The following is a 16,741-nucleotide window of genomic DNA, read 5'->3' on the forward strand; positions in this document are numbered from 1 at the left end:
TGCTATCCGATCGGCTCGCTCGGGCCGGGGGCCCGGAGCTGCACCGGCGCCGGGGGCGGCGCGGGCGCGGGGGCGGGCGCGGGGGCGGGCATCCGGGGGTCGAGCCCCAGTGCGTCTCGCCAGGACCGGCCGGCGGTGACCTCCCGCAGGTCGCGCAGCAGCGAGGCCACGAGCGCGGTGGCGGCGTCGAGCAGCTCCTCGCTGCTCACCCCGTGCGGCCCGCGCTCCGCCGGGTCCTCCTCGGGCACGAGCAGCTCATTCGGGTCACCGACGACGTGGACGCCCCGGGCGGCGAGCAGGTCGACTGCGGCGCGGGCCCGGCGCCGGCACTCGGTGAGCACCTCGGGGGCGAGCCGCACCGGGGTCCCCGCCTGGGCTGCCAGGTGGCGCTCCGCGAGCAGGTCGCGGATCCAGTCGCCGCGGTCCACGTCGCGCACACGGAAGTCGTCCAGGTGCGCGTTGACGCGGCGCAGCAGCTCGGCCTGCGCCACCCCCAGCGACGGGTTCACCACCTGGGCCGGCGGCGCGTGGTCGCCGCTGAGGCCGAGGACGCCGGCGAGGTTGTGCCAGTGCTGCTCCGCCGGTGCTCGCGGGCCGGGCAGGACCAGGACGTGGATCCGGTCGGCGGGCACCACCGGCGCCCAGCGGTGCAGCACGCCGCCGAGGTCGAGGGTCCACCAGCCGAGCTCGCGGCGCCCGGTGCGCGAGGCCAGCTCCTCGAGGCTCACGACTCCCCCGTTCTTGACGCTCTCCTGCCAGCCCGCGGCGAGCATCGCGGCGGGCTGGCGCGCGGTGAGGATCAGGTGCAGCTCGGCGGGTCGCAGCCGCTCGGCGACCGCCGCCGCCTGCCGCGCGGTGGCCGCACAGAAGAACTCGTGGCTCAGCAGCACGTCACCGGGGTGGGCCGTGGCCTCGGCGCACAGCCGCTCCCAGGCGCCGGCGGCACGGGGGTCGCGCCGGGCCAGGTCCCGCTCGCAAACCTCGAGCGCCGCCCAGAGGTGCTCGCGGTGCCCGAAGCCGGGCAGCAGCAACCCTTCGTCGAGCAGTGCCTCGCGGTGCGCCCAGAGCACGCGCTGCAGGTACGTCGTACCCGTCTTGGGAAGCCCGGCGTGCAGGAAGACCCGTCGCGCCATCGCGTCCTCCTCGATGCCGCCGCGGTCCAGGGCAGATCAGGTGAAAATGCAGATCACCTAGACCACATGCGTCACATTAGGCACACTAGCGGTCGGTATCGAAGCACAGAACGTCGCCAGACCCCCGCACCTCGACTCGGAGTGTCGCCATGACTCGCGTCCGTCCATCCCATCCGGTCCGCAAGGACGCGCAGCGTCGATCCCGGCTCCTGCGCCGTGGTGGCGCCGCGCTCGGCGCGGGCGCGCTGCTCGTCGGCCTCCTCCACGCCGCTCCGGCGTCGGCCACGCCTGCCGCCGCGCCCGCCGCCGCACCGCAGCCGGCGCCCCGGGCCGCCGCGCCCGCTCCCGCGCCGACGAAGTTCCGCATCGCCACCTTCAACGTGCTCGGGCACAGCCACACGGTCAAGGGCGGCGACCGCTACGGCAAGTACGCCGGCTCCGGCACCCGGATGCGCTCGGCGGTCAAGGCGCTGCAGGACAACGGCGTCCAGGTGGTCGGGTTCCAGGAGTTCGAGCCCAAGCAGGTCGCCTCGTTCCAGAAGCTCGCCGGCCCCGGCTGGTCGATGTGGCCCGGCACCGCCATCAAGGGCGAGTCGGTGACGTCCATCGCCTGGCGTTCGTCGGTGTGGACCGCCGTGGAGCGGACGACCTACCGGGCGCCGTACTTCCACGGGAAGATGCGCCAGCGCCCGCTCGTGCTGCTGCGCCACAACTCCACGGGCCAGCTGGTGTGGATGCTCAACACCCACAACCCGGCCAACAGCTGGGGCGACGCACAGAAGTACCGGGACAAGGCGGAGCGGATCCAGGCCGCGCTGGTGAACAAGCTGCGTGCGCAGTACCCCACCGTCCCCGTGCTGTTCACCGGCGACATGAACGACCGCGACCGGTTCTACTGCCCGGTGACCTACCTGACCGACCTGCAGTCGGCCTCCGGCGGCTACCACGACAAGGTGCCCGGCGGCGTGTGCCAGCCGACGAAGCCCGTGATGATCGACTGGGTGATGGGCACCCCCGACGTCGCCTTCAGCAACTACCGCGCGGTGCGCGACGCCACCGTCAAGGCAGCCACCGACCACCCGCTGGTGATGGCCGACGGCACCGTGGCGCCCAGCCCGGAGCGCGCCGCGGGCATCCAGCGGGTCGTGGTCATCGACGTGCAGGGGCTGCGCTCCTCGGCGATCGGCGCCAGCACCACGCCGTACATCTCGCGGATGCTGCAGCGCGGCGCCTTCACGCTCAACGCCCGCACCGACGCGCAGCGGCGCACCGCCCTGCCGAACACGATCTCGATCCTCTCCGGTCGGCCCGTGCGCACCTCGAAGGGCGGCCACGGCGTGCGCACCGCCCGCGACCCCCGCGTCACGGTGCACAAGAAGGCCGGGCAGTACGTCTCGACGATCTTCGACATCTCGCACAACCTGGGCATGCGCACGGCCTTCTACTCCGGTGACCCGCAGTCGAAGATCGTGACCCGCACCTGGAGCAAGAAGTACGGCGGCGCCGACACCTACGGCGCCGACAACGGCCGCCACAAGCTCAGCCGGAAGGTGCTCTCCAGCGACACCGGCGCGGTGCGCGCCGCGCGCAGCGACCTGGCGAAGAAGCCGGCACGCGTCACGTTCGTGCAGCTGGGCGGCCTGGACCGCACGGCATCCAAGAAGGGCTGGAAGGGTGGCGCCTACTCGAAGGTGCTCAAGCGCGCCGACCGGCAGGTGGGCAGCCTGCTGAACGCGATCGCCCGCAACTCGGCGACGGCGTCCTCGACCCTGGTCGTGCTGACCTCGTCCTCGGGGGGTCCGGCGAGCCTGGGCCGCGGCGTGCCGATCATCGTCAACGGCCCCGGCGTGGTGAAGGGCGACCTGTACGCGCTGAACCGCGGCTACACCAACCCCGGTGCCGCCGCGAACCCCGCGAAGGGCACGCCGCTGCGCACGGGCGTGATCGCGAACCTCGTGGCCGCCGCGCTGTCGCTGCCGCGGGTGCCGCGCAGCGTGCACAACTCGCTGGGCAACCTGCGGGTGCTGCAGTGAGCCGCTGACCGGCGCCACCGGTCATGCCCTAGCGTTGCCTCCCGTGAGCTCCACCCCGTCCCGCGTGTTCGCGGCCAGGCTCGTCGGGCTCCCGATCTTCGACCCCCAGGGCGACCAGGTCGGGAAGGTCCGCGACCTGGTCGTCACCATGCGCGGCGAGGGCACCCAGCCCCGGGTGCTCGGGATGGTGGCGGAGGTCTTCAACCGGCGGCGCATCTTCGTGCCGATGACCCGCGTCACCAACATCGACAGCGAGCACGTCTACACCACCGGCCTGCTCAACATGCGTCGCTTCGAGCAGCGTTCCACCGAGACACTGGTGATCGGCCAGATGCTCGACCGCACGGTGACCATCACCGGCACCGGCGTCACCGGCACCGTGTACGACGTCGCGATGGAGCCGGCCCGCAACCGCGACTGGGTGTTGTGCCGGGTCGCGGTGCGTGAGCCCTCTCGCGGGTTCCGGCGGCGCGGCCAGACCCACGTCGTGGAGTGGCGCGACGTGATCGGCCTGGCCCGCAGCGACGAGCGGCAGGGCGCCACGCACCTGGTGGCGGCGCTGAACGAGATGCGGCCCGCCGACGCGGCGAGCATCCTGCACGACCTGCCGCCGGACCGACGGACCGCGGTGGCGCTGGCGCTGGACGACGAGCGCCTCGCCGACGTCCTCGAGGAGCTGCCGGACTCCGACCAGGTGGAGATCCTCAACGGCCTGGACACCGAGCGTGCCGCCGACGTGCTGGAGGAGATGTCGGCCGACGACGCCGCGGACCTGGTGCGCGACCTGCCGCCGGAGACCGCCGAGATCCTGCTGCAGCTGATGGAGCCCGAGGGTGCGCAGGACGTGCGGCGCCTGATGAGCTACGTCGAGGACACCGCGGGCGCGATGATGACCCCGGAGCCGGTGATCCTCGGTCCGGACGCCACCATCGCCGACGCGCTGGCGCACGTGCGCAACCCGGAGCTGACCCCGGCGCTGGCTGCCCTGGTCTATGTGTGCCGCCCGCCGCTGGAGACGCCGACCGGCAAGCTGCTGGGCATCGCCCACATCCAGCGGCTGCTGCGCGAGCCGCCGTCGACGCTGGTGGCCGGAGCGCTGGACGACTCCCTGGCGTGGCTGCGGACCAACGCGACCATCGACGACGTCGCGGCCCACCTGGCCACCTACAACCTGGTCGCCGCCCCGGTCGTCGACGCGGACGGCCGCCTGCTCGGCGCGGTCACCGTGGACGACCTGCTCGACCACATGCTGCCGCCCAACTGGCGCGACCGTGCGCCGCGGCCGGGCACGGAGCAGCGATGAGCGAGTCGCACCGCTCCCGCGAGCGCCTGGACACCCCCCGCGAGGAGCGCCGGACCTGGCGCCGGCGTCCGCACCGCGAGGACACCTTCGGCACCTTCGCCGAGCGGTTCGCCCGGTTCATGGGCACCGCTCGGTTCCTGATCTACATGACGCTGTTCGTGGTGCTGTGGGTCGTGTGGAACACCACCGCGCCCGAGAGCCTGCGCTTCGACAAGTACGCCTTCATCTTCCTGACGCTGATGCTCAGCCTGCAGGCGTCGTACGCCGCGCCGCTGATCCTGCTCGCCCAGAACCGGCAGGAGGCCCGGGACCGGGTGATCGCCGAGCAGGACCGCCAGGCCGACGCCCGCGCGCACGCGGACATGGAGTTCCTGGCCCGCGAGGTCGCCTCGCTGCGGATGTCGGTGGGCGAGGTCGCCACCCGCGACTTCGTGCGCTCCGAGCTGCGCGCCCTGCTCGCCGACCTCGACGAGCGCGCCGGGGACCTTCCCGAGGACCGGGGCGCGGACGCCGGAGACAGGTCCAGGGACGGCGGGGAGCGGTCCGCGGGGCATCGTGCGACGTCTCACCGCGATGGCGGCGACGCGTCGCGCCCGGGCACTGCCTAGACTCGACCGTTGTGAGCACCGCACCGCAGTCCCCGACCGTCGAGCAGGTCATGACGGCACTCAGCCGCGTCAACGACCCCGAGATCAAGCGGCCGATCACCGAGCTCGGCATGGTCGACGCCGTCGAGATCGTGCCCGGCGACGGTGGCTCCTTCGTCACCGTCAAGGCGCTGCTCACCGTGGCGGGCTGCCCGCTCAAGGACACGATCACCCGCGACGTCACCGCGGCGGTGAGCGCCCTGGACGGCGTCACCGGGGTCCAGGTCGACCTCGGCGTGATGACCGCCGAGCAGCGCTCCGGCCTGCACGCGACCCTGCGCGACGGCACCGCGCCGCGGGAGATCACCTTCGCCCAGCCCGGTTCCCTGACCAAGGTCTTCGCCATCGCCTCCGGCAAGGGCGGCGTGGGCAAGTCCTCGGTGACGGTCAACCTGGCGCTCGCACTGGCCAAGGCCGGCCGCAAGGTGGGCGTCGTGGACGCCGACATCTACGGCCACTCCGTGCCGGCGATGCTCGGCGTCGCCGACTCCCGGCCGACCCAGGTCGAGGACCTGATCATGCCGGTCCCGACCGCCTCGGGCGTCTCGGTGATCTCCATCGGCATGCTCAAGCCGCGCCGCGACCAGGTCGTCGCCTGGCGCGGACCGATGCTGGACCGCGCCCTGGTGCAGATGCTGGCCGACGTGTACTGGGGCGACCTGGACGTGCTCCTGCTCGACCTTCCGCCGGGCACCGGTGACGTGGCGATCTCGCTGGGCCAGCACCTGCCCGGCGCGGAGGTCGTCGTCGTCACCACGCCGCAGGAGGCCGCGGCCGAGGTCGCCGAGCGCGCCGGCACGATGGCCTCGATGATGCACCAGCGCGTCGTCGGCGTGATCGAGAACATGAGCTACCTGCCCTGCCCGCACTGCACGCCCGAGGGCAAGGACCACCGCCTGGAGATCTTCGGCTCCGGCGGCGGTGAGCGCGTCGCGCAGACCCTCTCCGCGCGTTTCGGCTACGACGTGCCGCTGCTGGGCCAGGTCCCCCTGGACGTCTCCCTGCGCGAGGGCGGCGACGACGGCAAGCCGATCGTGGAGTCGGACCCCACTGCTCCCGCCGCGAAGGTGCTGCAGGCGGTCGCCGACCGCCTCGACGGCCGCGGCCGTGGACTGGCGGGCATGCAGCTGGGGCTGACGCCCAGCAACAAGTTCTGAGCGCGTAGGCGACCAGGACACCTCAGACGGGCGACGGCGCATGTTCGGGATCGGCTTCGGCGAGCTGGTGGTCATCGCGTTCCTGGCCGTCCTGGTCTTCGGGCCCGACAAGCTGCCCGACCTGGCCAAGCAGGTCGGTCGGTTCGTCCGCCAGCTGCGCGGCTTCGCCACCAGCGCCCGCGACGAGCTGCGCGCCGAGCTCGGCCCGGAGTACGCCGACCTCGAGCTGACCGACCTGGATCCGCGCCAGATCGTGCGCAAGCACATCGCCGAGGCGATGGCCGAGCTCGACGAGCTCGAGGACGCCGTCTCCCCCGCCGCGGCGGCCCAGGTGCCCCTGGCGCCGGGCGAGCTGCCGCCGTACGACACCGAGGCGACCTGACCGCCTCCTGAGCGGGCCGATCAGCTGCGGGGCTGATCAGGTGCGGGACTGGGCGGCGGCCAGCGCGGAGAACGCCACGAGCACGGTACGGCGCTCCTCGCCCTCGACCAGCTCGCAGAAGTCGCCGCCCACGCGGCGCAGCGAACCCGTGTGGCTGCTGCCGTCGCGCAGGTGCAGCACGCACGGCTCACCGGCCTCCGCGATCCGGCGCAGCGCCGAGCCGAGGCCCAGCCGGGTCAGCGGTGACCACGCCACCTCGGGCACCGCCCGCACGGAGGCACCCTCCACGGTGCCGACCGCGTCCAGGTTGACCACCCAGTCGCGCTCCCCGGAGCCGAGCAGCAGCCAGGACTGCGTCACGCGCTCCACCAGGCCGGTGAGGCGGCCGACGCCGGCCACACCCAGGGTGGCGGACGAGCCGACGGTCGCCATCAGGCGACTGGCGAGGGTGACCTGCTGGTACTCGGCGCGGCTGCGGTCGGCCAGCTCGGCGGACCGCTCCGCGGCGTGAAGCGCAGAGGCCTGATCCTCGAGGTCGTCGAACAGCGCGAACAGGTCGTCCTCCCAGCCCATGGGGCCAGCCTCGCACGTGCCACCCCGACCGGACCCACCAGGTCACGGCTGGTCGCGACCCATCTGTGGAAGAACGGTTGACCCGGTTTTCCAACAGGCGCATTCTGAATCAAACGCAAGCAAACGCAAGGGTCTCGGGATGAGCGGAGCAGCGGAGCGCCGGGCACGCGCAGTCGTGGTCTGGTCGCTCGTGACCGGCGGCGCCGCGGCGCTCGGCGCGGTGGCCGCGGAGCCCGCGCGACAGCTGCTCACCGCTCCCGGCCCCGACTTCGCCACCCTGCTGGTGCAGGCGTGCGCGGCCGCCTCGCTCCTCGCCGCCGCCGCGCTGTGGGGCCTCACCACGGACGTGGTGGTCCGCGAGGTGCTGCTCCGCGGCGCCGGTCGGGCCCGCGCCCCAGGGCGCTGCGGCCCGCTGCGCACGGCGATCCTCACCGCCTGCGGCGTCGCCGCCCTCGCCGGTACGACGGCCCCGGCGGGCGCGCACGACTCGCCGTCGGCCCCGTTGCCCGGTGCCGTGCTCGCCGGCCTTCCGTTGCCCGACCGGGCCACGGGCCCGGCGGCCGCACCGGACACCGCACCGCACACCGCACCGGACGAGACGCCGAACGAGACGCCGGGTGAGGCACCGGGCACGGTCCGCGTCCGCGCCGGTGACTCGCTGTGGACCATCGCCGAGCGGACCGTCGGCCCCGAGGCGCGGCTGGTCGAGGTGGCGTCGTACTGGCGGCGCCTGCAGCACGAGAACCGTGCGGTCCTCGGCGCAGACCCCGACCTCGTCCACCCCGGCCAGCGGCTCCGACTGCCCCATCCCCGCCCCTGACGCCCGCACCACCACCCACCAGGAGGAACCATGTCCGTCAGCACCACCGAGCTCGTCGGCGTCCGGTTGCCGGTGCCGGTCACCGCCACCCAGGGCACCCTCGCCCTGGCCCTCCTCCCCCGTCAGGCGCCGCCGCCCTCGCCACCTCCCGGCCCGCGTCCGGGCAGCAACGTGGTGCCCATCGACCGCAGGCTGCGCCAGAGCATCCAGGAGTGGACGCACCGGTTCGTGCAGGCAGCGGTCGAGATCGTGGGTGGCGACCGACCGGCGGCCCAGCTGTTGCGCTGGACCTCCGAGGACGTCTACGCGGACCTGCGGCTGCGCGCACAGCTGGTGGCGCGTGCCGGCGGCCACCAGCCGGGCCTGGCCCGGGTGCAGGCGGTGCGGCCCCGGGTGATGAGCGTGCACGCCTGCTTCGTCACCGACGTGGTCGTCGAGTGCGGGGTGCACGTGCGCCACGGCGAGCGGTCCCGGGCGGTGGCTGCCCGGTTCGAGCGCACCGGGCAGCGCTGGGTGTGCACCGCGCTGGACTTCTCCTGAGCCCGCTCGCCTGAGCACGGGACGCCTGAGCACGGGACGCCTGAGCACGGGACGCCTGAGCACGGGACGCCTGAGCACGGGACGCGACGAGGGCGGGACCCGTGCGGGTCCCGCCCTCGTCGTACGTGCGCCGCGGCACGGACGCGACGAGGGCGGGACCCGTGCGGGTCCCGCCCTCGTCGTACGTGCGTCGCGGCGTCAGCCGTTGACGCGGGTGGTCATCCCGGTGGGACCGCCCGGTGCGCCGTGGCAGCGCTTGTACTTCTTGCCCGAGCCACAGGGGCACAGCGCGTTGCGGGTGGTGCCGGCGTAGTCGTCGCCACCGCCGGCCACCGCGGTGCGGACCTCCTGCTCGCCGGACTCGTCCGGACCGGCGTAGGCGAGCTGCTGGGGCTTGGAGACCTCCAGGCCCTTGGCGCTCACCTTGGGGGTGGACTTCAGCTCGGCGGCGATGTCCCCGACAGCGGGACCCTGCGCACCGACGGTGACCGGCGGCTCGGCGAAGGCGCCGGGGTGCATCGGACCGCGGTGCGCGGAGCCGTCGGCGTGGTAGTGGACCTCGTCCTCGTCCTCCTCCTCCTCGACCTCGACCTCGAGGTTGAAGAGGAACCCGACGGTCTCCTCCTTGATGCCGTCCATCATCGCGGCGAACATGTCGTAGCCCTCGCGCTGGTACTCCACGAGCGGGTCGCGCTGGGAGTAGGCGCGCAGGTAGATGCCCTCGCGCAGGTAGTCCATCTCGTAGAGGTGCTCGCGCCACTTGCGGTCCAGCACGGAGAGCAGGACGCGGCGCTCGAGCTCGCGGGCGACCTCCTCGCCGACCTCCTCCTCGCGGCGGTCGTAGGCGGCGTGGGCGTCCTTGCGGAGCCGCTCGACCAGGTCGGGCTTCTCCAGCGCGGCCTGCGAGCCGGCCTCCTCGACGAGGTCCTTCCACGACAGCGACACCGGCCAGAACTGCTTGAGGTCGGTCCACAGCTGCTCGAGGTCCCACTCCTCGGCGAACTCGTCGAGCGCACCGTTGACGAAGCCGGTGACGACGTCGTCGATGAAGCCGCGGATCTGCTCCTCGAGGTCGACGCCCTCGAGGACCTGGCGGCGCTCGCCGTAGATGACCTTGCGCTGGCGGTCCATGACGTCGTCGTACTTGAGGACGTTCTTGCGGGACTCGAAGTTCTGCGACTCGACCTGGCCCTGGGCGTTGGCGATCGCGTTGGTGACCCGCTTGTTCTCGATCGGGACGTCGTCCGGGATCTTCAGCATCAGCAGGACCCGGTCGACCCAGTCCGACTTGAACAGCCGCATCAGCTCGTCCTGCAGCGACAGGTAGAACCGGCTCTCGCCGGGGTCGCCCTGACGTCCGGAACGGCCGCGGAGCTGGTTGTCGATGCGGCGCGACTCGTGCCGCTCGGTGCCGATCACGTAGAGGCCGCCGAGCTCCTTGACCGCGTCGTGCTCCTTGGCGACCTGCTCCTTGAAGCGCTCGACCATGTCCGGCCAGGCGGCCTCGTACTCCGCGGCGGTCTCGCCGGAGGGCTCGAGTCCCTGCTTGCGCAGCTCGGCGTCGGCGAGGAACTCGTACGAGCCACCGAGCATGATGTCGGTGCCTCGACCGGCCATGTTCGTGGCGACGGTGACCGCGCCCCGGTGACCGGCCATGGCGACGATCTTCGCCTCCTCGGCGTGGACCTTCGCGTTGAGCACCGAGTGCGGCACGCCCCGCTTGCGCAGCGCGTTGGACAGGTACTCCGACTTCTCCACCGACACGGTGCCGACCAGCACCGGCTGGCCCTTCTCGTGCCGCTCGACGATGTCGTCGACCACGGCGTCGTACTTGGCCTCCTCGGTGCGGTACACGAGGTCGGGCTGGTCCTTGCGCAGCATCGGCTTGTTGGTGGGGATCGGCACCACGCCGAGCTTGTAGATCTTGTCGAACTCGCTGGCCTCGGTCATGGCCGTGCCGGTCATGCCCGAGAGCTTGTTGTAGAGCCGGAAGTAGTTCTGCAGCGTGACGGTCGCGAGCGTCTGGTACTCCTCGCGGACCTTGACGCCCTCCTTGGCCTCGATGGCCTGGTGCAACCCGTCGTTGTAGCGACGCCCCGCCAGCATGCGGCCGGTGTGCTCGTCGACGATGAGCACCTCGCCCTCCATGACGACGTACTCCTTGTCGTTGCGGAAGAGCTCCTTGGCCTTGATCGCGTTGTGCAGGAACGAGATCAGCGGGGTGTTGGCGGACTCGTAGAGGTTCTCGATGCCGAGGTGGTCCTCGACCTTGGTGATGCCGGCCTCGAGGACGGAGATGGTGCGCTTCTTCTCGTCGACCTCGTAGTCGACGTCGCGGGTGAGCTTGGTGGCGATCTTGGCGAACTCGCCGTACCACTTCACCTCGTCCTGGGTCGGGCCGCTGATGATCAGCGGGGTCCGCGCCTCATCGATGAGGATCGAGTCGACCTCGTCGACGATGGCGTAGTGGTGCCCTCGCTGCACGCACTCCTCCAGCGAGGAGGCCATGTTGTCGCGCAGGTAGTCGAAGCCCAGCTCGTTGTTCGTCGCGTAGGTGATGTCGCAGTTGTAGGCCTCGCGCCGCTGGGCGGGGCTCATGCTGGGCAGGATCACGCCGACGCTCAGGCCCAGGAAGTGGTGGACCCGGCCCATCATCTCGGACTGGAACTTGGCCAGGTAGTCGTTGACCGTGACGATGTGGACGCCCTTGCCCTCGAGGGCGTTGAGGTAGGCCGGCAGGGTCGAGACGAGGGTCTTGCCCTCACCGGTCTTCATCTCGGCGATGTTGCCCATGTGCAGTGCCGCGCCGCCCATGACCTGGACGTCGAAGTGCCGCTGCCCGATGACCCGGCGCGCCGCCTCGCGCACCGTGGCGAAGGCTTCCTCGAGCAGGTCGTCGGTCGTCTCCCCGTCCGCGAGCCGCTTGCGGAACTCGTCCGTCATGCCCCGCAGCTCGTCGTCGGACATCGCCTTGAAGTCGTCCTCGATGGCGTTGACGGCCTTCGCGATGCCTTCGAGCTGGCGGAGGATCTTGCCCTCTCCGATACGGAGGAGCTTGTCGATGATCACTGGCACGGCGCCACTCTACCCAGCGCCGACCAGCCGTCAGGATTCGCCGCGGTCGAACGCGGCGAAGGCTTCGGCCCGCTCGCGCTCGATCTTGCGTCCCAACCCGTACGACGTCGCCCACAGCAGGGCGAACACCCCGCCCAGGAACCACATGGCCCCCACCACGAAGCCGAGCAGCAGCGCCGCGACCTGCACGGCGTGGCCCAGGTAGTAGGCCCACTCGCGGCGCAGCATGCCGGCGACGAGGACGCACGCGGCCGCCAGGCCCAGGGCCACCGAGAGCGCCACCGCGGGCCGGATGTCGCCGAGGGTGATCATCACCGGGGCGGTCAGGGCGAGCGTGATCGCCTCGAGCGTGAGCACCGCCGCGCACATCGAGCGGCGCGGCGACTTCTGCCGCTCCTTGCGCAGCGGGTCGGTCGCGGTCTCCGCGCCGGTCGCGGTGGGGTCCGGTGCGCTCACTTGCGTCCTCCCAGCAGTACTCGGGCCTCTCCGACGGTGACCACCGAGCCGGTGACCAGCACGGCGCCGGAGCTCAGCGCGTCGCCGCTGCCGGCCTCGGCGAGGGCGGCGGCCTCGTCGATCGCCTCTGCCAGGCGCGGCACCACCGAGACCCGGTCCTCGCCGTAGATCTCGCGCGCGACCTCGGCCAGCGTCTCGGCCGGCATCGCGCGATCGGTGGAGTTCTGGGTGCACACGACGTGGGCCAGGTGGGGCTCGAAAGCGGCCAGCAGGCCCTCGGCGTCCTTGTCCCCCATCACGCCGACCACGCCGATGAGGGGGTCGAACTGGAAGGAGTCCTCCAGGGCCGCCGCGGCGGCCTCGGCCCCGTGCGGGTTGTGTGCGGCGTCGAGCACGATCGTGGGGCTGCGGCGCACGATCTCCAGCCGGCCGGGGCTGGTCATCTCGGCGAACGCGGCCCGGACGAGCTCCGCGTCGAGCGGCTCCTCGCCGCCGACGAACGACTCGACGGCCGCCAGCGCCATCGCGGCGTTCTGTGCCTGGTGGGCGCCGTAGAGCGGCAGGAAGATCTCGTCGTAGCGTGCGCGCAGGCCCTGCAGCGCGATCATCTGGCCGCCCACGGCCGGGGCGCGACCGGCGACACCGAACTCGAGGCCCTCGCGGGCGAGGGTGGCGCCGACCTCGGTGGCACGCTCCAGCAGGACCGCGGCGACGTCGGCGCTCTGCTGGGCGACGATCGCGACCGCGCCCGGCTTGATGATCCCGGCCTTCTCCCGCGCGATGGCCGCCGGCGTGTCGCCCAGGTACTGCGCGTGGTCCAGCGCGATCGGGGTGATCACCGCGACGTCGGCGTCGATCACGTTGGTGGCGTCCCAGGCCCCGCCCATGCCGACCTCGACCACCGCGGCGTCGACCGGGGCGTCGGCGAATGCGGCGTAGGCCATCGCGACGACGGTCTCGAAGAAGCTGAGCGGGTGCGGCTGGGTCGCGTCGACGAGGTGGGTGTACGGCGCCACGTCGTTGAACGCACGCACGAAGGCCTCGTCGTCCAGCGGCTCGCCGTCGATGCTGATCCGCTCGCTCATCTTCTCCACGTGCGGGCTGGTGAACCGGCCCGTGCGCAGGTCGAGGGCACGCAGCAGCGCGTCGATCATCCGTGCGGTGGAGGTCTTGCCGTTCGTGCCGGTGAGGTGGATCGAGCGGTAGGCGCGCTGCGGGTCTCCGAGCAGCTCGGTGAAGGCGAGGATCCGGTCCAGCGACGGCTCGAGCCGGGTCTCGGGCCACCGGGACAGCAACGCGTCCTCGGCCTCGGCGAAGGTCTGGGCGGGACGCGCGGCAGGCTCGTTCATCTCGGGAGCCAGTCTACGGAGTCGGCGCCCCCCGTGCCCCTTCGGCACCCGCACGACGAGTGCGGCAGGCGGTACGGCAGGGGTGCGGCGGCGGGCGCGGCGGCGACGTAGGGTGCGCGCGAGGGGTGAGGACGATGGGGCGTCGACGTGGGCTGCGCTGGCCGGCCGCACTGCTGGTGTTCCTCGTGGTGCTCCCGGCGTGCACCGCCGGCGGCCAGCAGCCGCCCGGTTCGCCGAGCCAGCAGACCACCGACACGATCAGCGGCGCCCCGTTGATCCCCGAGCCGACGACGCTGCCCAGCGAGCTGCCGCCCTCCGTGCCCGTCGGCGAGATGCAGGACCTCGCCCAGCAGGCCGAGCGGCTCGCCCAGGAGCTGCCCGCCCAGCGCCGCCCCACCCCGATCCGACAGGCACCGGGCGGGACCCGGTGGCAGGCCGGGCAGCCCTACCGGGGCTACTTCGCCGATCCCGACCTGGTGCGCCACGGCGGCCGCTGGTACGCCTACGCCACCAACACCTCTCACCTGCGCCTGCCCACGCTGACCTCCACCGACCTGCGCACCTGGACCCCGCTCACCGACGCCGCGGGAGGGGTCCTCGACCCGCTGCAGCCGGCCGCGTGGGTGGTCTCGCGCCGCGGCGGGCAGAGCCTGTGGGCACCCGGCGTGGCGAAGGTGGGCGACGGCTGGACGGCCGCCTACTCCGCCCCGGCCGGCACCGACGGCGGCGAGCGGCACAACTGCATCGGCCTGTCCCGCGGTCCCTCCCCCGCCGGCCCGTTCCGGGCCGTCGGCGAGCGGATCTGCTACGGCCAGGCGCAGCTCGGCGTCATCGATCCCGACATCTACATCGACCCGACCGGCGTGCCGTGGTTGTTGTGGAAGTTCTCCGGTGTGGTGAACCGGCGCCCGGCCGGGATCTTCGTCCGCCAGCTGAGCCCTGAGGGCACCGGGTTCGCCAAGGGCTCCCAGACCCGGGAGCTGCTCACGTTGAGCGAGCCGTGGGAGGGCGACACCATCGAGAACCCGAGCATGATCGAGTTCCGCGGCGTCACCTACCTCTTCTACTCCGCCAACAGCTGGGAGGACGAGCGCTACGCCACCGGCTACGCGATCTGCGCCGGGCCCACCGGGCCGTGCGTGCGACAGAACAACGGCGACCCGCTGCTCTCCACGGCCGCCATCGGTCGGCTCGGGCCCGGCGGCGGGACCGCGTTCGTGCACCGCAAGTCGTTGCGGATGCTCTACCACGCCTGGGACCGCGTGGGGAACCAGCGCCAGCTGCACGTCGCCGGGTTCTGGCAGCGCGAGGACGGCACCCTCGAGGTCGTCGACCCCGGCTGAGCCCGGGCGCGCCCCGGCTCAGGGGCGGCGGCGCACCTGCATCCGGAGCCAGCCGGCGACCTGCCACATCGACGGCTCGGCGGCGTCGTAGGTGCCGGTGTGGCGCCAGAAGCCGTGGATCTGGCCGAGGTAGCGGGTGCCGACCACCTCGACACCGGCCTCGGCGAGCAGGTGGACGAGGTGCTCGCCCTCGTCGCGCAGCGGGTCGTGCTCGGCGGTGAGCACCAGCGTCGGGGGCAGCGTGTGCAGCTGCGTGGAGCGCAGCGGGGCCAGGTCGGGGTGCTCGAGGTCGGCGCGGGTGGACGCGTACTGGTCCCAGTACCAGGCAGCGTCGGCCGGGTCGAACCCGTCGGCGGCGCTGCGGTAGGAGTCGAAGGAGGCCGACGGGTCGAGGAACGGGTAGATCAGCACCAGCCCGGCGAGGGCGCCCGGTCGACGCAGGGCGGCGACCAGCGCCAGGTTGCCGCCCGCGCTGTCGCCGTGGGCGAAGCACGGCAGGTCCGCCAGCTCCGGCTGCGTGCCCACCCAGTCCAGGGCGGCGACCACGTCGTCGGGTGCCGCCGGGAACCGGTGCTCGGGCGGGCGGCGGTAGTCGACGCTGAGGACCGCCACGCCGGCGAGGTCGGCGAACCGGCGCACCGCCGCGTCGTGCACCTCGACGTCGTTGAGCACGAAGCCGCCGCCGTGCGCGTGCACCACCACGGCGTCGTACGTCTCGGGCAGGTAGAGCCGGGCGGGCACCCCGCCGGCATCGACGTCGCGCACGTGCGCCAGCGGGAGCCTGTCCTCGGCCAGCGCCGCCGCCCGGTCGGCGGCGCGCTCGGCCGCGATGTCGAAGCGGGGGTCGCTGACCGGCAGCGAGTCCGCCGCCGCGTACTGCTCGATCGCCTTGCGGGCCTGGGGGTGCAGTGCCATGTGCGCAGCCTAGGACCGCCGCGGGCGCCACGGGGGTACGACGGGTGGCGATGAGTTCACCGGCCGCTGTCGGTCCTCACTGTGAGCGTGGTTCGGCGGACGTGTCGTCCGGCGCGCCCGCCTCCCCCACCCCCTCGTTTCAGGAGTCGTCATGGAGCACACCACCCCCGGCCATCCCTGTTGGCTGGAGCTCGTCACGCCCGACCGTGACCGCACGGTCGCGTTCTACTCCGGCCTGTTCGGCTGGACCACCACCGAGCCGGTCCCCGAGCTCGGCGGCTACTCCCAGTTCCAGCTCGAGGGCCGGCCCCTGGGCGGGCTGATGCCCGAGGTGCCGGGGATGACCGGAGCGCCGGGCTGGACCGTCTACCTGGCCACCCGCGACGCCGAGGCGCTGGCGACGAAGGCCGAGAAGGCCGGCGGGTCCGTCGTCGTGGCGCCCATGGCGCTGCCCGACCTGGGCACCATGGTCGTGGTGGCCGACGCCTCGGGAATGGAGCACGGCGGCTGGCAGGCCGGCCCGTTCGCAGGCCTGGACAGCCAGGAGCGCCCCGGCGACCCGATCTGGTTCGAGGCCTACAGCCGCGACTTCACCGCCACCCACGACTTCCTGCGCGACGTCTTCGACTGGACGCCGCACCTGACCGGGGACACCGACGAGTTCCGCTACGCCACCAGCGACGTCCCCGAGACCGCGAAGGCCGGCCTGATGGACGCCTCCGGGTGGGGCGAGGACTTCGCGCCCGGCTGGGCGAGCTACATCAAGGTCGACGACATGGACGCCACCCTCACACGCGTCGCCGAGCTCGGTGGCAGCGTGACCCAGGGTCCGGACGACACCCCCTTCGGCCTGCTGGCCGAGGTCGCCGACCCGACCGGGCAGCGGGTCAAGATCATGGTGCCGCCCGCCGGCTGACGCAGTCGTTGACGCCCCTGGTGCGCCGGGGTGATGCTCGAGGCATGCCCCCGCGCGACTTCACCAGCCTGCCCGAGCCCGTCGGGGACGGCGACGGCG

At 72.6% G+C, this 16,741-nt stretch carries 15 protein-coding genes; 9 read left to right on the top strand and 6 right to left on the bottom strand.

Annotation, left to right across the window (positions count from 1 at the left end; genetic code table 11):
* Positions 1–2: 2 nt before the first annotated feature.
* On the bottom strand, positions 3–1,133 hold the full coding sequence (locus tag KG111_RS12765) for a hypothetical protein (RefSeq protein WP_205292012.1): 1,131 nt from the start codon (positions 1,131–1,133) through the stop codon (positions 3–5).
* A 149-nt stretch (positions 1,134–1,282) separates the two neighbouring features.
* Between KG111_RS12765 and KG111_RS12770 the strand changes: the two genes are divergently transcribed.
* The 5 genes from KG111_RS12770 to KG111_RS12790 are packed head-to-tail and all read left to right on the top strand — an operon-like array spanning position 1,283 to position 6,655.
* Positions 1,283–3,166 (top strand): endonuclease/exonuclease/phosphatase family protein, encoded by a 1,884-nt coding sequence (locus KG111_RS12770; protein ID WP_205292013.1) that lies wholly within the window; start codon positions 1,283–1,285, stop codon positions 3,164–3,166.
* A 43-nt stretch (positions 3,167–3,209) separates the two neighbouring features.
* Complete coding sequence (locus KG111_RS12775) at positions 3,210–4,469, top strand: magnesium transporter MgtE N-terminal domain-containing protein (protein WP_205292014.1); 1,260 nt, start codon at positions 3,210–3,212, stop codon at positions 4,467–4,469.
* On the top strand, positions 4,466–5,077 hold the full coding sequence (locus tag KG111_RS12780) for a DUF1003 domain-containing protein (protein ID WP_205292015.1): 612 nt from the start codon (positions 4,466–4,468) through the stop codon (positions 5,075–5,077). The genes KG111_RS12775 and KG111_RS12780 overlap by 4 nt, the downstream gene beginning before the upstream one ends.
* A 50-nt stretch (positions 5,078–5,127) precedes the next feature.
* Positions 5,128–6,273, top strand: a complete 1,146-nt coding sequence (locus KG111_RS12785; RefSeq protein WP_205292118.1) for an Mrp/NBP35 family ATP-binding protein — start codon at positions 5,128–5,130, stop codon at positions 6,271–6,273.
* Positions 6,274–6,313: 40 nt separating this feature from the next.
* Positions 6,314–6,655 carry a sec-independent translocase gene (locus KG111_RS12790; protein ID WP_205292016.1) on the top strand — a complete coding sequence of 114 codons (342 nt, stop codon included), beginning with the start codon at positions 6,314–6,316 and terminating at the stop codon, positions 6,653–6,655.
* Between the two features lie 36 nt (positions 6,656–6,691).
* On the opposite strand, the gene KG111_RS12795 is transcribed toward KG111_RS12790, so the two are convergent.
* Positions 6,692–7,228 carry a hypothetical protein gene (locus KG111_RS12795; protein ID WP_205292017.1) on the bottom strand — a complete coding sequence of 179 codons (537 nt, stop codon included), beginning with the start codon at positions 7,226–7,228 and terminating at the stop codon, positions 6,692–6,694.
* Between the two features lie 139 nt (positions 7,229–7,367).
* Here KG111_RS12795 and KG111_RS12800 point away from each other — a divergent pair, with 139 nt between their 5' ends.
* A complete protein-coding gene (locus KG111_RS12800) occupies positions 7,368–8,048 on the top strand; it encodes a LysM peptidoglycan-binding domain-containing protein (RefSeq protein ID WP_205292018.1) in 681 nt (226 codons plus the stop codon).
* Positions 8,049–8,078: 30 nt separating this feature from the next.
* The gene (locus KG111_RS12805) at positions 8,079–8,588 is read left to right on the top strand and encodes an Rv3235 family protein (protein ID WP_205292019.1); all 510 of its coding nucleotides are present in this window, start codon (positions 8,079–8,081) and stop codon (positions 8,586–8,588) included.
* A gap of 198 nt (positions 8,589–8,786) precedes the next feature.
* Here KG111_RS12805 and secA read toward each other — a convergent pair whose 3' ends face one another.
* From secA to folC, 3 genes are read right to left on the bottom strand one after another with little or no spacing between them, the layout of a single operon-like run.
* Positions 8,787–11,663 (bottom strand): preprotein translocase subunit SecA, encoded by a 2,877-nt coding sequence (gene secA, locus KG111_RS12810; RefSeq protein WP_205292020.1) that lies wholly within the window; start codon positions 11,661–11,663, stop codon positions 8,787–8,789.
* Positions 11,664–11,693: 30 nt separating this feature from the next.
* Positions 11,694–12,119, bottom strand: coding sequence for a DUF4233 domain-containing protein (locus KG111_RS12815; protein WP_249666126.1), 426 nt, complete (start codon positions 12,117–12,119; stop codon positions 11,694–11,696).
* Positions 12,116–13,468, bottom strand: a complete 1,353-nt coding sequence (gene folC, locus KG111_RS12820; RefSeq protein ID WP_205292021.1) for a bifunctional tetrahydrofolate synthase/dihydrofolate synthase — start codon at positions 13,466–13,468, stop codon at positions 12,116–12,118. Before folC ends, KG111_RS12815 begins: the two co-directional genes overlap by 4 nt.
* A 134-nt stretch (positions 13,469–13,602) precedes the next feature.
* On the opposite strand from folC, the gene KG111_RS12825 reads away from it, so the two are divergent.
* Positions 13,603–14,811, top strand: a complete 1,209-nt coding sequence (locus KG111_RS12825; RefSeq protein ID WP_205292022.1) for a glycoside hydrolase family 43 protein — start codon at positions 13,603–13,605, stop codon at positions 14,809–14,811.
* Positions 14,812–14,829: 18 nt separating this feature from the next.
* On the opposite strand, the gene KG111_RS12830 is transcribed toward KG111_RS12825, so the two are convergent.
* Complete coding sequence (locus tag KG111_RS12830) at positions 14,830–15,726, bottom strand: alpha/beta hydrolase (RefSeq protein WP_205292023.1); 897 nt, start codon at positions 15,724–15,726, stop codon at positions 14,830–14,832.
* Between the two features lie 151 nt (positions 15,727–15,877).
* On the opposite strand from KG111_RS12830, the gene KG111_RS12835 reads away from it, so the two are divergent.
* Complete coding sequence (locus KG111_RS12835) at positions 15,878–16,642, top strand: VOC family protein (protein WP_205292024.1); 765 nt, start codon at positions 15,878–15,880, stop codon at positions 16,640–16,642.
* The last annotated feature ends 99 nt before the right edge of the window (positions 16,643–16,741 follow it).

It is taken from the genome of Nocardioides faecalis (assembly GCF_018388425.1).
Taxonomy (GTDB): domain Bacteria; phylum Actinomycetota; class Actinomycetes; order Propionibacteriales; family Nocardioidaceae; genus Nocardioides; species Nocardioides faecalis.

Excerpts from the sequence above, each read along its gene's own strand:
- KG111_RS12765 (WP_205292012.1), bottom strand. The coding sequence starts at position 1,133 with ATGGCGCGACGGGTCTTCCTGCACGCCGGGCTTCCCAAGACGGGTACG.
- KG111_RS12770 (WP_205292013.1), top strand. The coding sequence starts at position 1,283 with ATGACTCGCGTCCGTCCATCCCATCCGGTCCGCAAGGACGCGCAGCGT.
- KG111_RS12780 (WP_205292015.1), top strand. The coding sequence starts at position 4,466 with ATGAGCGAGTCGCACCGCTCCCGCGAGCGCCTGGACACCCCCCGCGAG.
- KG111_RS12785 (WP_205292118.1), top strand. The coding sequence starts at position 5,128 with ATGACGGCACTCAGCCGCGTCAACGACCCCGAGATCAAGCGGCCGATC.
- KG111_RS12790 (WP_205292016.1), top strand. The coding sequence starts at position 6,314 with ATGTTCGGGATCGGCTTCGGCGAGCTGGTGGTCATCGCGTTCCTGGCC.
- KG111_RS12795 (WP_205292017.1), bottom strand. The coding sequence starts at position 7,228 with ATGGGCTGGGAGGACGACCTGTTCGCGCTGTTCGACGACCTCGAGGAT.
- KG111_RS12800 (WP_205292018.1), top strand. The coding sequence starts at position 7,368 with ATGAGCGGAGCAGCGGAGCGCCGGGCACGCGCAGTCGTGGTCTGGTCG.
- KG111_RS12805 (WP_205292019.1), top strand. The coding sequence starts at position 8,079 with ATGTCCGTCAGCACCACCGAGCTCGTCGGCGTCCGGTTGCCGGTGCCG.
- folC (WP_205292021.1), bottom strand. The coding sequence starts at position 13,468 with ATGAACGAGCCTGCCGCGCGTCCCGCCCAGACCTTCGCCGAGGCCGAG.
- KG111_RS12825 (WP_205292022.1), top strand. The coding sequence starts at position 13,603 with ATGGGGCGTCGACGTGGGCTGCGCTGGCCGGCCGCACTGCTGGTGTTC.
- KG111_RS12830 (WP_205292023.1), bottom strand. The coding sequence starts at position 15,726 with ATGGCACTGCACCCCCAGGCCCGCAAGGCGATCGAGCAGTACGCGGCG.
- KG111_RS12835 (WP_205292024.1), top strand. The coding sequence starts at position 15,878 with ATGGAGCACACCACCCCCGGCCATCCCTGTTGGCTGGAGCTCGTCACG.